The following is a 14086-nucleotide window of genomic DNA, read 5'->3' on the forward strand; positions in this document are numbered from 1 at the left end:
GCTGCCGTCTCGTCGTGCGCCTGCTCGCGTGGTGCCGGGTCTCCGAACACTTCTGGAGCGCACACCTGTGACCATTGCTTCCTCATCGTCAGCCTCTGTGGCGACGGACCGGGAGATCGAGCTGACCGTCGTCCGTCGCGACGGCAGCAGTACTCCGTTCGACGCCACCAAGATCTCCGTCGCCGTGACGAAGGCGTTCCTCGCTGTCGAGGGCGCCGACGCGGCCGCCACCCACCGGGTCCGCGACCTGGTGACCGACCTGACCGGCCGGGTCGTCGGTGCCCTGACCAGCCGCGGTCTGAATTCGCTGTCCGGGCGGCGCAGCGTGCAGGTCGAGGACATCCAGGACCAGGTCGAGCTGGCGCTGATGCGCGCCGGCGAGCACCAGGTCGCCCGCGCCTACGTCCTGTACCGCGAGGAGCGGACCAAGGCCCGCACCCCCGCCGACGCGTCCGGCGTCACCGAGAAGCCGGCGCCGTCCGTCCGCGCCGCCGACGGCACCCGGTCCCCGCTAGACGTCGATCGTCTCCAAGTGGTCGTCGCCGAGGCAGCTGCCGGTCTCGACGCGGTCGACCCCGAACTGATCCTGAACGAGACCCTCGGCGCCTGCTACGACGGCATCGCGCAGCACGAGGTCGAGCTCGCGCTGGTGATGGCCGCCCGGTCGTACGTCGAGACCGAGCCGCAGTACAGCTTCGCCGCCGCACGTCTCCTGCTGGACCGGATCCGCCGCGAGACGCTGGGCCGCGTGTACGGCGAGCCCCGGCAGGCCAGCCAGGCCGACATGACCGCGGCGTACGCCGACTACTTCCCGCGGTACATCCGGGTCGGGATCGAGGCCGGGCAGCTCGACCCCCGGCTCGCCGAGTTCGACCTCGAGCGGCTCGCCGAGGCCATCGATCCGGACGCCGACCTGACCTTCACGTTCCTCGCGCTGCAGACGCTCCACGACCGCTACCTGCTGCACATCGACAAAGTGCGGTACGAGTTGCCGCAGGCCTTCTTCCTTCGCGTCGCGATGGGGATGGCGCTGCGCGAGGACGACCGGGAGGCGCGGGCGATCGAGTTCTACCAACTGCTCAGCTCGTTCCGCTTCATGTCGTCGACGCCGACGCTGTTCAACTCCGGCACCACCCGGCCGCAGCTGTCGTCCTGCTTCCTCACCACGGTCGAGGACGATCTGGCCGGCATCTTCCACGGCATCCGCAACAACGCCCTCCTCGCCAAGTACTCCGGCGGCCTCGGCAACGACTGGACCCCGGTCCGCGGCATCGGCGCCCGCATCCGCGGCACCAACGGCGAGTCCCAGGGCGTCGTCCCCTTCCTCAAGGTTGCCAACGACACCGCGGTCGCGGTGAACCAAGGCGGGCGCCGTAAGGGCGCGGTGTGTGCGTATCTGGAGACGTGGCACATCGACGTCGAGGAGTTTCTGGATCTGCGGAAGAACACCGGGGACGAGCGGCGGCGTACGCATGACATGAACACCGCGAACTGGGTGCCGGACCTGTTCCTGCAGCGGGTCGAGGCCGGTGGTGAGTGGACGTTGTTCTCGCCGGACGAGGTGCCGGATCTGCACGACCTCTACGGCACCGCGTTCGCCGATGCGTACCGCGCGTACGAGGAGGCGGCGGATCGTGGCGAGATCCATACCTTCAAGCGGGTCAAGGCGGTTGACCTCTGGCGCCGGATGCTGACCGTGCTGTTCGAGACCGGGCATCCGTGGATCACCTTCAAGGACGCCTGCAACCTGCGTTCACCGCAGCAGCACAGCGGTGTCGTGCACTCGTCGAACCTGTGCACGGAGATCACCCTGAACACCACGGTCGAGGAGACCGCGGTCTGCAACCTGGGCTCGGTCAACCTGGTCGCGCACCTGACCGACACCGGCCTGGACGACGACCTGCTCCGGGACACCGTCAGGACAGCGGTCCGGATGCTCGACAACGTCATCGACGTGAACCTCTACACCACGCCGGAGTCGGAGCGCGCCAACCAGCGGCACCGGCCGGTCGGCCTCGGTCTGATGGGCTTCGCGGATGCGCTGTTCACGCTCCGGGTCCCGTACGCCTCCGAGGCCGCGGTCGAGTTCGCCGACAGCTCGATGGAGCAGATCAGCTACCACGCGATCGAGGCGTCCAGCGATCTCGCCGCCGAGCGCGGCCGCTACTCGTCGTACGACGGATCGCTGTGGAGTCTCGGGATCCTGCCGATCGACTCGCTCGACCTGCTGCACACCGCGCGCGGCGGTGACGTGACCATCGACCGGAGTACCCGGCTGGACTGGGACACCCTGCGGGCGAAGGTACTGCGCGACGGGATGCGGAACTCGAACGTGATGGCGATCGCCCCGACCGCGACGATCTCCAACATCTCCGGCGTGAGCCAGTCGATCGAGCCGACGTACAGCAACCTGTTCGTGAAGTCGAACATGTCCGGTGAGTTCACGATCGCGAACCCGTACCTCGTCGCCGACCTCAAGGACCGCGGGTTGTGGGACCAGGTGATGGTGTCGGACCTGAAGTACCACGACGGTGTGCTGGCCGGCATCGACCGGATCCCGGCCGATCTGCGTGAGCTGTACGCGACGGCGTTCGAGATCGACCCGCTCTGGCTGGTGAAGGCGGCGTCGCGGCGGCAGAAATGGATCGACCAGGCGCAGTCGCTGAACCTCTACATGGCGAAACCGTCCGGCCGCGCGCTGGATGGGCTTTACCGGTCAGCGTGGCGCTTTGGCCTCAAGACGACTTATTACCTGCGTTCCCAGTCAGCAACCCACGTGGAGAAATCCACGCTTCAAGGCACCGACGGCCGGCTCAACGCCGTACCCGTTGCTCTCACTGAGCCCACCGGAGCCGTGTGCTCCCTCGACGACCCGGACTGCGAGGCCTGCCAGTGAGCTCTCTGTCGATCGGAGCGGCCCGTGTCGAGGTCGCCGACAAGGCGATGATCAACTCCCGCGCGGACGTGAACCAGCTCCTCCCGCTGAAGTACACGTGGGCCTGGGAGAAGTACCTCGCGGCCTGCAACAACCACTGGATGCCGACCGAGGTGTCCATGCAGGCCGACATCGCCTTGTGGCGGCGTCCATCAGGGGCCAAAGACGGCCTCACCGAGGACGAGCGGCTCATGCTCAAGCGCAACCTCGGCTTCTTCGCCACGGCCGAGTCCCTGGTCGCGAACAACATCGTCCTCGCGGTCTACCGCCAGCTCAGCAACCCCGAATGCCGGCAGTACCTGCTCCGCCAGGCGTTCGAGGAGGCCGTCCACACCCACACCTTCCAGTACATCTGTACGTCGCTCGGTCTCGACGAGGGCGAGCTGTTCAACATGTACCGCGAGGTGCCGTCGATCTCGGACAAGGACGCGTGGGCGCTGAAGTACACCCAGCACCTGGAGGACCCGGACTTCCGCACCGGGACACCGGAGGCCGACACCGCGTTCCTGCGCGACCTGATCGCGTTCTACGTGGTCTTCGAGGGCATGTGGTTCTACACCGGGTTCGCGCAGATCCTGTCGCTCGGCCGGCGGAACAAGATGGTCGGGATCGCCGAGCAGTACCAGTACATCCTGCGCGACGAGTCGATCCACCTGAACTTCGGCATCGACTGCATCAACCAGATCAAGCAGGAGAACCCGCACCTGTGGACGGCCGCCTTCCAGGCCGAGGTCCGGCAGATGCTCGCCGAGGCCTGTGAGCTGGAGGTCGCGTACGGCCGGGCGACGATGCCGAACGGCATGCTCGGCCTCACCGCGGACCTCTGTGAGCAGTACATGCGGTTCATCACGGACCGCAGAGCGGAACAAATCGGAATTTCTCCGCTGTTTGGTGAAACGCGGAACCCCTTCGGATGGATGTCAGAGGTGATGGACTTGAAGAAGGAGAAGAACTTCTTCGAGACCAGAGTGATCGAGTACCAGTCCTCCAGCGGACTCAGCTGGGACTGACACCCCGATCCGGAAGGCCCGCGGTGCAACTCGCCGCTCCGCGGGCCTTCCTTCAACTCACTCCGGGCAACTCACACCGGGCAGCTCACTCCGGGCAGCTCACTCCGGGCCGTGCTTCTGGATGAAGTCGAGTGCGGTGCGGGCGACCTCTTCCCAGCCGTGGTCGATGACGAGCGAGTGCCCGCGGTTCGGCAGCTCGACGAACTCGGTGATGCCGGAGTTCTTCGCGTGCTGCTTGTACGCCGCGTGCGTGATCGCGTGCGGCACCGTGTGGTCCTTCTCCCCCGACACCAGCAGGATCGGCCCGCGGTTCTCGGCCTTGTACTCGACCTTGGTCTCGCTGAACGGGTTCAGGTTCGCGACAGCGGCCTGGAAGATCGGTACGCCGGACGCCGCCACATGGAACTCGTCGTACAACTGCCGGGCCTCGTCCTCGTCGAGGGCGTTGGCCCATCCGTACTTGAACTCGTCGAAGCTCAGCGTGACCGAGCGCCGCGCGTTCGCCGGGTTGCCGAGGACCGGCGACCCGGACTTCAACGCCGACGCCGGCAGCGGCAGTACGCCGCGACCCGGCGCCGGGTCGATCGACACGGTCACGGCCGACGCTCCCTCGCCGGCGATCTTCTGGGCGATCAGCCCGCCGAACGAGTGCCCGACCACGGCGGGTTTCCGGTCCAGGCCGCCGATCGCGTCCAGGTAGTGATCGGTGACCGCCAGGACCATCTTGTGTGCGAAAACCTCCGGGTGCTCGCGCGCCTCCGCGACCGTCTCCGGGTCGTCCGGCCACCCCGGAGCGACCGTGCTGTACCCGTTCTCCTCGAACAACCGCCGCCACCGGTCCCAGCTGCTCGAGAGCAGCCAGAGCCCGTGCACGAAAACCACAGGTTGCTTACCGGACGCGTTGGCCGAGTCCACCTCGGCCCGCTCGCGATCAGTCAGCCCCATCGAAACCCCCTCCAGGTCAGGAATGCCCGCGACGCTAGCCCCTCACCACCCCCCTTGGGAATCGATTCAGCGCGGATTGTCCGCGTGGGTCAGCGTCTCCCACGCGAAGAAATAGTTCGCGCCGGCCGGCCGCTTGCTCTCGGTGTACTGCAGCGTCGTCGGCAGCTGCTGGCCGAGCCGGTTGTGGTAGTGGTTGTAGACGATCTCGGTGACCGGCCCGAGGCCCTTTTTCACCGTCCCTCCGCAGAGGTTCGACGGCGTCGGCGCACCGTTCTCGAGCCGCGTGTGGAAGTAGAAGCCGTCCGTGAGTCGCCTGCCCGCTTCGGCGTACAGGTCGACGCCCTGGTGGTAGGCGGTCTCGGCGACGTGGGTGGCGGCGGTGAGGCCCCAGCCGGTGTGCCCGAAGTCCCGACAGGTCTCCTGGGCGAGTCCGTTCGAGAACGTCGACTGGCCCTGCCAGTAGTCGACGATCTCCTCGCGGGTGTCCTTCGACGAGCAGGTCGACGGCGCCTTCGGGTACGAGCCGTCGGTGGTCTCGTAGACGTACCCGGGCAGCCGGCCGCGCCAGATGCTGACCGCCTTGTCGAACGCGGCCCGGTCGTCGAGGAACACGGCGATCCCGATCGCGGCGTCGGTCATGATCAGTTCCCAGTTGCCGTTCTTGCAGCCGGCGCCGTTGCGGACCTCGGGCAGGTACACGTCGCGCAGCATCTTCTCGAAGCGGCCGCGCTGCGACCACGATCCGCCGTACGTGTGCTTGATCAGTTCACCGGCCCGCGAGAACGAGGCGCCGGACCAGCCCGTCTGCAGCGGGGCGTTGGTGTTCGTGTGGTCCTTCAGTACGGCGGACCACGCGTCCATGATCGCGATCGCCTTCTTGGCGTAGCGATCGTCGTCGGTGACATACCAGAGCAGCGCGTGGGTGTACGCAGCGAGCGCATCGTTGCGTTCGTCGGAGCACCCGTAGTTGGGGTTCGAGCTGGACCCGCACTCGACGATCGCGCGCGGTTTCGGGGTGTACGACAAGGCGGCGTACGAGCTGGCCTTCATCGCGTCGTACGCCGCCTTCTGTGGCTGGGCGCCGGCCTTGACCTGCTGCTTCACGAAGTCGAGCTGGGCCTTGTCGACGAGGACGCCGGGGTGCTTGAACGTCGGCGGCGCCGCCGTACTGGGCCGGGCGGCGAACAGTACGGCGGACGCCGCGACCAGCGTCAGTGCCAGGGTGAGAAGGAGTGGGCGGTGCAGTCGCATGGCTGCCTCCTGCGATTGGGGCGGAGACAGCAAGCTAGCCCGACTGCAACTATTAGTAAACCTTACTAACCAAAGATCAGCCGAGCAGTTCGAGGATCTCCGCTGTGGTGCCGGACTCGCCGAGGCGGGGGAAGATCCAGGTGAGGGAGTTCTCGTGGGCGGTGGCGGACATGTCGGTCATCGCGTCGGTGGCGAGCGTGACGTGGTACCCGTGCTCGTACGCAGCGCGCGCTGTCGACTCGACGCCGATGCTGGTGGCGACGCCGGTCAGGACGATCTGCGTGATGCCGCGGCGGCGCAGGTGGACGTCCAGATCGGTGCCGTGGAAGGCGCCCCAGTTGCGCTTGGTCACGATGATGTCGTCGGCGTTCCCGGCCAACTGGTCGACGATCTGGTCGGCGCCGGGCGGCATCGTCCCGCCGGCCGAGCGGGCCGGACGCTCGGTGCGGCCGGTGAGCCGGTCCCCACCGTCGGCGGCGAAGCTGACTCGGACCAGGACCACCGGCAGGTTGTGCTTGCGGAACGCGTCGGCGAGTTCGACGTTCTTGCTGATCACGTCGGAGGTGGCGTGCGGCTCGCCCGGGATGGTGGCAACGCCGTTCTGAAGGTCGATGACGACCAGGGCGGTCTTCGGGTCAAGGGTGGTGACGGACACGGAGGGACCTCTCTATTCAGGGAGTTTCAGGAACGTGACCAGCGCGAGCAGACCGGACACGACGAGCAGGAAGATCGCCATGTCGTGCAGTCCGGCCGTGGTCGCGCCGTGCTGGAAGAAGTGCGCGTTGGCAGCCGCGGAGATCAGCGCACCGACGTACACGCAAGTGCGCAGCAGGCCCGCGGACGAGCCGATCCGGGCCGGATCGGCCTGCTGGTACAGGGCCGTCTGGTTGGCCAGGTTGTTCAGGCCCTGCGGGATGCCCGCGATCACGCCGACCACGGCCAGGATCCAGATCGGCGTACTCGGGCCGACCAGCAGCTGTGCGGCCGCGGCCAGGATCAGGAAGACGCAACCGAACATCAGCTTGCCGCGGATCCGCGGGCTGCGACCGGTGAGCGCGGTGAACAGGACCGCGGCCAGGGACAGCGGCAGCAGGAGCAGACCGGCCGAGGACGCGTTCAGGCCGCGTGATTCCTCGAGCCATTGGGTGAAGCCGTAGAGGAACGAGTACGCGCCGACGAACGCGAGCACCTGGCGCGCGTACGTCAGCATCAGCGGCCGATTGCCACCGAGCACCCGCAGATCGATGAACGGGGCAACGATCCGCAACTGGGTGATCACGAACGTCACCCCGAGACCCAGCGCGAGCACCACCAGATACCACCGCGAGACCTGCGGGTTCATCAGGAACAGCATCGCCGACACCAGCGTCGACGCGAACAGCGCGATGCCGGCGAAGTCGATCTGCCCGGCGACGCGGGAGCGCGGTGTCCGCGGGAGCCAGAGCGCGCCGAGGACCACACAGATCACCGACAGCGGGACGTTGATCGTGAAGATCAGATGCCAGCCGCCGAGCCCGATCAGCAGGCCGCCGAGCGTCGGGCCGATCACCGCGATCACCTGGTTCGCGATCGACAAGCTGCTCAGGATGACCGCGGGTGTCTCCATCCCGGTGCGGTCGGCCTCGCTGCGGATCAAGGACATCGAGGCCGGGTACGCCGCCGACGTACCGAGACCGAGGAGGACGCGGGAGAGGATCAGTACGCCGAGGTTCGGGGCCAGCGCGCCGAGCAGACCGGCGACGCCGACGAGCGCGGTCGAGATCAGGTAGAGCGGTCGCGGACCGAACAGGTCGACGAGCCGGCCCATCACCGGCTGACCGACGGAGGTCGCGAGGTACAGGCCGGTCACCAGCCACGCGGTCTCCGACGGCGGTACGCCGAACGCGGCGCCGATCGGGATCAGCGCGACCGCGAGCATCGACGAGTTGATCGGGTTCAGCGACGAACCGACGATCATCGGCGCGATCAGGCGCCGGTCGAAGCGCTGCTCCGTCAACGCCCGGCCGCCTCGACGGCGTGATCGAGCAACGCCAGCGCCCGGATGATGGTCTGCCGCTCGGCCTCGGTGCAGTGGTCCTGCAAGGTCTGCGCCAGCCACTCCTGCCGCACCTTGCGGTCGCCCTGCAGGCGGCGCCGGCCCTTGGAGGTCAGCGACACGACCTGCCGCCGGCCGTCCTCCGGATCGGGATGCCGCTCGATCAGATCGGCCGCGCGCAGGGCCGCGATAATCGCCGCCATCGACTGCGGCCGCACCCGCTCGGCGCCGGCGAGCACGCTGGCCGACGCCGGTCCGTCCTTGTCCAGCCGGCTGAGCACCGAGGACTGCGACGGCGTCAGGTCGTCGGTGTCCGCAAGCGCCTTCAACTGCCGCTTGACCCGCCCGAACACAACCCGCACCTCACTCGCCGCACGCATCGCGGACGCTGAGATCTCCATACCGCCCACCATAACTCATCAGTCCAGACTGATCAGTTCAGACTGTCATTAGCGCGTGCGGCGGCGCTTGAGGGTCGGGAGGATGCAACGCCCGACGACATCGAGGCCGTCGGCGAGGCGGAGGACGGGCGCCAGGCCGTCGACGAGGTCCGCCTGCATCGGCCGGACGTCGTCCTGATAGACATCCGGATGCCGTACCCGGCGGCTGTTGCGCCGCTTCACCGGTGCGGCCGATCCGCGGCGCGAGGACGCCGTACTGCGGCTTCAGGTGCTGACCGACAAGGAGCGCGAGGTACTCGCCGCGGTCGGTGACGGACTCGCCAACAGCGCGATCGCCGAGCGGCTGTACCTGAGCGAGGCGACTGTGAAGAGCCACGTCAGCCGGATCCTGGCCAAACTGCAGCTCACCAACCGCGTCCAGGCCGCGATCCTCGCGCACTACGCGGGGCTCAGCTGATCGTCACCTCGAGGACGCCGATCACCTTCGCGAGCCGCGCGGCCACCCGCCCGGCGTCGAAACCGTTGCCCTCGACGACGACCCGGAGCTCGCCGGCGTCCAGGGACAGGGCGAGTTCGCGGACGTCGTACGGGTTCAGCAGCACGGCGATGCGGGCCAGCATCCCCTCCACCTCCACCACGCGCGCGGTGAAGACGGTCACCGTTCGCTGGACGGCGAGCAGGCTCATCGGACGACCTCCTTGTGACGCAGCAGACCGAATGTCATGCCGTCGACCAGCGCTTCCCAGGACGCCTCGACGATGTTGTGCCCAACGCCGACCGTCACCCACGACCCCTCGCCGTCGGCGGTCTCGATGAGAACTCTGATCACCGCGTCCGTGCCGTGTCCCTGGTCGAGGATGCGGACCTTGTAGTCCACCAGCTCGAACTTGTTCACCACCGGGTACGCCCGCTCGATCGCGGTCCGCAGCGCGTGGTCGAGCGCGTTGACCGGACCGTTGCCCTCGCCCGTGACGATCTCCCGCTCACCGCCGGCGACCAGCTTCACGGTCGACTCGGACACCGCCTCGCCGTCGGCACGCGACTCGGTGATCACCCGCCAGGACTCGACGTCGAAGAACGACGCCCGCTGCCCGGTCACCTCTTCGGTCAGCAGCAGCGAGAACGACGCGTCGGCTGCCTCGAACGTGTACCCGCGGCTCTCCATCTCCTTCACCCGATCGGTCACCCGGCTGACCAGATCCCGGTCGTTCCCGAGGTCGAACCCGAGCTCGCGGCCCTTCAGCTCGACACTCGCCCGGCCGGCCATCTCCGACACCAGCATCCGCATGTCGTTGCCGACCCGCGCCGGATCCGTGTGCTGGTAGAGATCCGGGTCCACCTTGATCGCGCTGGCGTGCAGACCGGCCTTGTGCGCGAACGCGGACAGACCGACGTACGGCGCCCGGTTCGACGGCGGCACGTTCGTCACCTCGGCGATCGCGTGGGCGATCCGGAACGACTCCGCGAGCTTGCCTTCCGGGAGCACCTGCAGCGCGCGCTTCAGCTCCAGGTTCGCGACGATCGCCAGCAGGTCGGCGTTGCCCGTGCGTTCGCCGTACCCGTTGATCGTGCCCTGGACGTGCGTGACGCCGGCTTCGACAGCGGCGATCGAGTTCGCCACCGCGCAGCCGGCGTCGTTGTGGCAGTGGATGCCGAGCCTGGCCCCGGTGGATTCCAGTACGTCTCGGACCACCTCCTGGAGCTCCCTCGGCAGCGTCCCGCCGTTGGTGTCGCAGAGGGCCACGACATCGGCGCCTGCCTCGGCGGCGACCCGTACTACCTCGAGCGCGTACGCCCGGTTCGCGCGGTAGCCGTCGAAGAAGTGCTCGGTGTCGAGGAACACCCGCTGACCGTTCTCCCGCAGGTGCCGGACCGTGTCGGCGACCATCCGCAGGTTCTCGTCGAGGGTCGTCCGGAGCGCCCGCTCGACGTGTGCATCGTGGCTCTTGGCAACGAGTGTGACGACGTCCGCGCCGGAGTCCCGCAGCGCGGCCACCTGCGGGTCGTCGGCGGCACCGTTCCCCGGCTTGCAGGTCGCGCCGAACGCGGCGAACGTGGCGTTCCGCAGGTGCAGCTCGGTCTTCGCCCGCTCGAAGAACTCGGTGTCCTTCGGCACCGCGCCCGGCCAACCGCCCTCGATGAACCCGACCCCCAGATCGTCCAGGTACTGCGCGATCGCGATCTTGTCGGCCACGGACAGCGCCAGACCCTCCTGCTGCGCGCCGTCGCGCAAGGTGGTGTCGTAGACGTGGAAATCGTCCGAGATGCTCATGGTCGGCCTTCCGGAAGGGGTCTGTCGGGCAAACAAAAAACCCCCCGCAAGGTGCGAGAGGTCTGCGCGCTCAGGTACAGCTTGCTGAGCGCGCCTAGCGAATAATCACCCGATAGTGCTTCATGACGTTTCGCAGTCTGCCACAGAATCACCGCTCGGTAACGGCGCCGTCTCGCATCACGAACATTCAGTACGCCGACCAGTACTGCAGCGCCCGCTCCAGTCCCGTCAGGCGGTGAGGGACCAGCCCGGGTCGTCCCAGGCGGTGTAGAAGTCCTCGCGGGTGAGGGGCCGGAGGCCCCATTCCTCGCGGTCGAGGGCCTGGTCGGTGAGGATGCCCTCGTCGTCCTCGAGGCGCTGCCACCAGTACCGCGTGGTCTCACCGTCCTCGCCGACGCCGAGTTGCCGGATGACGACCCACTCGCGCTCGTGCCAGACCGCCTCGTACAGCCAGTCGGTCCCCTGGTCGTCGGCGACGGCGCCGTACGTGCGTGGGGCGGTGCCGCGGTCCAGGTCGCGGATCAGTTCGGCGGTGGACCGGATCGCGGCGACGGTCTCGGCCGGCCAGCCGCGGCGCTCGGCGAGCTCCGCGTAGTAGGCCTCGACGTCGTCCGGGAAGCTGCTCATGGCGCCCGACCCTATCGAACCCGGCCCGCGGACAGCGACCACCGGTCCAACCCCCAGACCTGAAAAGGTCCTGTGAAACGACGCTCGAGAAGTGTCGAACGGCATCCCCGGGGAGGCCCGGGGAGGCCGCGCACACGACATCAGGAGCGGTTCAGATCTTGGTCATCCAGCCGTGCGGGTCGGCGGCGCGGCCGTACTGGACGTCCAGCAAGGCGCTGCGGACGGCCGCGGTGACCGGGCCGCCGTTGCCGTCGCCGATCTGGATCTCGCCGTCCTTGCCCTTCAGCGACGCGACCGGGGTCACGACCGCGGCGGTGCCGCAGGCGAAGACCTCGCGCACCTTGCCGGAGGCCGCGCCCTCGCGCCACTCGTCGATCGAGATCTTGCGCTCGGCGACGTGGTGCCCGAGGTCGGTGACCAGCTTCAGGATCGAGTCCCGGGTGACGCCCTCGAGGATCGTGCCGGACAGGTCCGGCGTCACCACGGTGTTGTCGTCGAGGACGAAGTACAGATTCATCCCGCCGAGCTCTTCGACCCACTTCTTCTCGACCGCGTCGAGGAAGGCGACCTGGTCGCACCCCTGCTCGATCGCCTCGGCCTGCGCGAGCAGCGAGGAGGCGTAGTTACCGCCGGTCTTCGCCGCTCCGGTGCCGCCGGGCGCCGCCCGCGTGTACTCCTCGCTGAGCCAGATCCGCACCGGCTTCACACCGCCGGAGAAGTACGAGCCGGCGGGCGAGGCGATCACGCAGTACGTGACGTGGCTGGACGGGCGGACGCCGAGGAACGGGTCCGAGCCGAACATGAACGGACGCAGGTACAGCGAGGTCTCGCCACCGCCCGGGACCCAGGCCTTGTCGATCTCGACGAGCTTGTACAGCGAGTCGAGGAAGGCGTCGGTCGGCAGCTGCGGCAGCGCGAGCCGCTGCGCGGACCGCTGGAACCGGGCCGCGTTCGCCTCGGGGCGGAACAGGTGGATCGAGTCATCGGGATGCCGGTAGGCCTTCATCCCCTCGAAGATCGTCTGGGCGTAGTGGAACACCGCGGTCGCCGGAGACAGCTCCAGCGGTCCGAAGGCGGTGATCCGCGCGTCGTGCCAGCCCTTCTCGGCCGTCCAGGTGGCGATCGCCATGTGGTCGGAGAAGTACTGCCCGAACCCCGGGTTCGCCAGGGTCTGGGCGCGCTGGTCGTCGCTGGCCGGATGGGTGGTTGGCTCAACGGTGAAAGACAGATCGGCGCTCATGTCCGCACCGTACCTCTCGACCGACTGGTCAGGCGAGCATCGCCCCCGGCCGGTGCAGGAGCCTCACAGGTCGTCATCAGGTCACCCGGCCGCGCGCTTGGCGATCGCGTCGCCGATCTCGCCGGTACTGCGGGCAGCACCCGTACGCTCCTCGATATCCGCCTCGACAGCCGCCTCGATCGCCCGCGCGGCCTCGGTCAGCCCGAGGTGGTCGCAGAGCAGCGACGTGGACAGGATCGCCGCGGTCGGGTCGGCCTTCTGCTGGCCGGCGATGTCCGGCGCGGAGCCGTGCACCGGCTCGAACATGCTCGGCGCGGTCCGGTCCGGGTTGATGTTGCCGCTCGCGGCCAGCCCGATGCCACCGCTGATCGCGGCCGCCAGGTCGGTGATGATGTCGCCGAACAGGTTGTCGGTGACGATCACGTCGAAGCGCGCCGGGTCGGTGACCATGAAGATCGTCGCCGCGTCGACGTGCAGGTAGTCGACGGTGATCTCCGGGAACTCCTCGGCGACCTTGTCGACGGTGCGCTTCCACAGGTGGCCGGCGTGCACCAGGACGTTGTTCTTGTGTACCAGCGTGAGCTTCTTGCGCGGCCGCGCCTGGGCCCGCGCGAACGCGTCCCGGACGACCCGCTCGACGCCGTACGCCGTGTTGACCGACACCTCGGTGGCGATCTCGGCCGGCGTCCCGACGCGCAGGGCGCCGCCGTTGCCGACGTACGGGCCCTCGGTGCCTTCGCGCACGACGACGAAGTCGACCTCGCCCGGGTTCGCCAGCGGGGAGCCGACGGACGGGTAGATCTTCGAGGGCCGCAGGTTCACGTAGTGGTCGAGGGTGAACCGGAGCTTGAGCAGCAGACCGCGCTCGAGGACGCCGGACGGGACGCTCGGGTCCCCGACCGCGCCGAGCAGGATCGCGTCGTGCTTGCGGATCTCCTCCAGCTCGGCGTCCGGCAGCGTCTCACCGGTGGCGTGCCAGCGCTTCGCGCCGAGGTCGTACTCGGTCCGCTCGAACGTCACGCCGTACTGCGCGGCGACCGCGTCGAGGACCTTGAGGGCCTCGGCGGTGACCTCGGGTCCGATCCCGTCACCGGGGACGACGGCCAGCGTGAAGTTCTTGTGATCGCTCACTTCTTGGGTTCTCCCCCATTGTCACGGCGGTTCATGGCCTCTTGGACAGCCTTGACCTGATCACCGGCCGGGCGCGTGGTACGGCGACGGCGGGTCGCCTTCCGTTCGCGCGCGTCGATCGCGGGCCAGTTGGCTGGATACATGTCGTACATGCTGCTCCTCCCCAATATGGCGTGGGTGGCAGGGTGCGCACGAATTTACTCGCACGTCCGACTATTTCACCACTATGCGGGCAGGTT

The 14086-nt window shown here is 68.1% G+C and carries 14 protein-coding genes; 3 read left to right on the plus strand and 11 right to left on the minus strand.

Translation table 11 applies throughout. The features are described 5' to 3' along the window. Nucleotides 1-97: 97 nt before the first annotated feature. Nucleotides 98-2896 carry a ribonucleoside-diphosphate reductase subunit alpha gene (locus tag ACWGID_RS28260; RefSeq protein WP_452201540.1) on the plus strand — a complete coding sequence of 933 codons (2799 nt, stop codon included), beginning with the start codon at nucleotides 98-100 and terminating at the stop codon, nucleotides 2894-2896. Continuing rightward, nucleotides 2893-3945, plus strand: coding sequence for a ribonucleotide-diphosphate reductase subunit beta (locus ACWGID_RS28265; RefSeq protein ID WP_452201542.1), 1053 nt, complete (start codon nucleotides 2893-2895; stop codon nucleotides 3943-3945). Before ACWGID_RS28260 ends, ACWGID_RS28265 begins: the two co-directional genes overlap by 4 nt. A 99-nt stretch (nucleotides 3946-4044) precedes the next feature. On the opposite strand, the gene ACWGID_RS28270 is transcribed toward ACWGID_RS28265, so the two are convergent. The 6 genes from ACWGID_RS28270 to ACWGID_RS28295 form a co-directional block, all read right to left on the minus strand. Next, nucleotides 4045-4890, minus strand: coding sequence for an alpha/beta hydrolase (locus ACWGID_RS28270; protein ID WP_452201544.1), 846 nt, complete (start codon nucleotides 4888-4890; stop codon nucleotides 4045-4047). Nucleotides 4891-4956: 66 nt separating this feature from the next. Beyond that, nucleotides 4957-6141: an alginate lyase family protein gene (locus ACWGID_RS28275; RefSeq protein ID WP_452201546.1), complete on the minus strand. Its 1185-nt coding sequence runs from the start codon at nucleotides 6139-6141 to the stop codon at nucleotides 4957-4959. A gap of 76 nt (nucleotides 6142-6217) precedes the next feature. After that, entirely contained in the window at nucleotides 6218-6796 is a 579-nt protein-coding gene (locus tag ACWGID_RS28280) for an isochorismatase family protein (protein WP_452201547.1), read from the minus strand. 12 nt (nucleotides 6797-6808) lie between these two features. After that, nucleotides 6809-8137: an MFS transporter gene (locus tag ACWGID_RS28285; RefSeq protein ID WP_452201549.1), complete on the minus strand. Its 1329-nt coding sequence runs from the start codon at nucleotides 8135-8137 to the stop codon at nucleotides 6809-6811. After that, nucleotides 8134-8577, minus strand: coding sequence for a MarR family winged helix-turn-helix transcriptional regulator (locus ACWGID_RS28290; protein WP_452201551.1), 444 nt, complete (start codon nucleotides 8575-8577; stop codon nucleotides 8134-8136). Before ACWGID_RS28290 ends, ACWGID_RS28285 begins: the two co-directional genes overlap by 4 nt. A gap of 48 nt (nucleotides 8578-8625) precedes the next feature. Beyond that, on the minus strand, nucleotides 8626-8799 hold the full coding sequence (locus tag ACWGID_RS28295; protein ID WP_452201553.1) for a hypothetical protein: 174 nt from the start codon (nucleotides 8797-8799) through the stop codon (nucleotides 8626-8628). On the opposite strand from ACWGID_RS28295, the gene ACWGID_RS28300 reads away from it, so the two are divergent. Continuing rightward, a complete protein-coding gene (locus tag ACWGID_RS28300; RefSeq protein ID WP_452201555.1) occupies nucleotides 8786-9034 on the plus strand; it encodes a response regulator transcription factor in 249 nt (82 codons plus the stop codon). The two genes, ACWGID_RS28295 and ACWGID_RS28300, sit on opposite strands and share 14 nt — an antisense overlap. Here ACWGID_RS28300 and ACWGID_RS28305 read toward each other — a convergent pair. The 5 genes from ACWGID_RS28305 to ACWGID_RS28325 all read right to left on the minus strand — a co-directional run bounded on the left by ACWGID_RS28305 (nucleotide 9027) and on the right by ACWGID_RS28325 (nucleotide 13847). Further along, a complete protein-coding gene (locus ACWGID_RS28305; RefSeq protein WP_452201557.1) occupies nucleotides 9027-9263 on the minus strand; it encodes a hypothetical protein in 237 nt (78 codons plus the stop codon). The genes ACWGID_RS28300 and ACWGID_RS28305 overlap by 8 nt on opposite strands. Then, nucleotides 9260-10849: a citramalate synthase gene (gene cimA, locus ACWGID_RS28310; RefSeq protein ID WP_452201559.1), complete on the minus strand. Its 1590-nt coding sequence runs from the start codon at nucleotides 10847-10849 to the stop codon at nucleotides 9260-9262. The genes ACWGID_RS28305 and cimA overlap by 4 nt, the downstream gene beginning before the upstream one ends. 228 nt (nucleotides 10850-11077) lie before the next feature. Further along, a complete protein-coding gene (locus tag ACWGID_RS28315) occupies nucleotides 11078-11476 on the minus strand; it encodes a hypothetical protein (protein WP_452201561.1) in 399 nt (132 codons plus the stop codon). Between the two features lie 151 nt (nucleotides 11477-11627). Beyond that, the gene (locus tag ACWGID_RS28320) at nucleotides 11628-12716 is read right to left on the minus strand and encodes a branched-chain amino acid aminotransferase (RefSeq protein ID WP_452201563.1); all 1089 of its coding nucleotides are present in this window, start codon (nucleotides 12714-12716) and stop codon (nucleotides 11628-11630) included. Nucleotides 12717-12797: 81 nt separating this feature from the next. Beyond that, nucleotides 12798-13847: a 3-isopropylmalate dehydrogenase gene (locus ACWGID_RS28325; protein ID WP_452201565.1), complete on the minus strand. Its 1050-nt coding sequence runs from the start codon at nucleotides 13845-13847 to the stop codon at nucleotides 12798-12800. Nucleotides 13848-14086: the final 239 nt, after the last annotated feature.

The organism is Kribbella sp. NPDC054772 (assembly GCF_053611945.1).

Bases quoted from the DNA above. Each gene is read 5' to 3' on its own strand.
- ACWGID_RS28270 (WP_452201544.1), bottom strand. From the start codon at position 4,890: ATGGGGCTGACTGATCGCGAGCGGGCCGAGGTGGACTCGGCCAACGCG.
- ACWGID_RS28275 (WP_452201546.1), bottom strand. From the start codon at position 6,141: ATGCGACTGCACCGCCCACTCCTTCTCACCCTGGCACTGACGCTGGTC.
- ACWGID_RS28305 (WP_452201557.1), bottom strand. From the start codon at position 9,263: ATGAGCCTGCTCGCCGTCCAGCGAACGGTGACCGTCTTCACCGCGCGC.
- ACWGID_RS28315 (WP_452201561.1), bottom strand. From the start codon at position 11,476: ATGAGCAGCTTCCCGGACGACGTCGAGGCCTACTACGCGGAGCTCGCC.
- ACWGID_RS28320 (WP_452201563.1), bottom strand. From the start codon at position 12,716: ATGAGCGCCGATCTGTCTTTCACCGTTGAGCCAACCACCCATCCGGCC.
- cimA (WP_452201559.1), bottom strand. From the start codon at position 10,849: ATGAGCATCTCGGACGATTTCCACGTCTACGACACCACCTTGCGCGAC.
- ACWGID_RS28290 (WP_452201551.1), bottom strand. From the start codon at position 8,577: ATGGAGATCTCAGCGTCCGCGATGCGTGCGGCGAGTGAGGTGCGGGTT.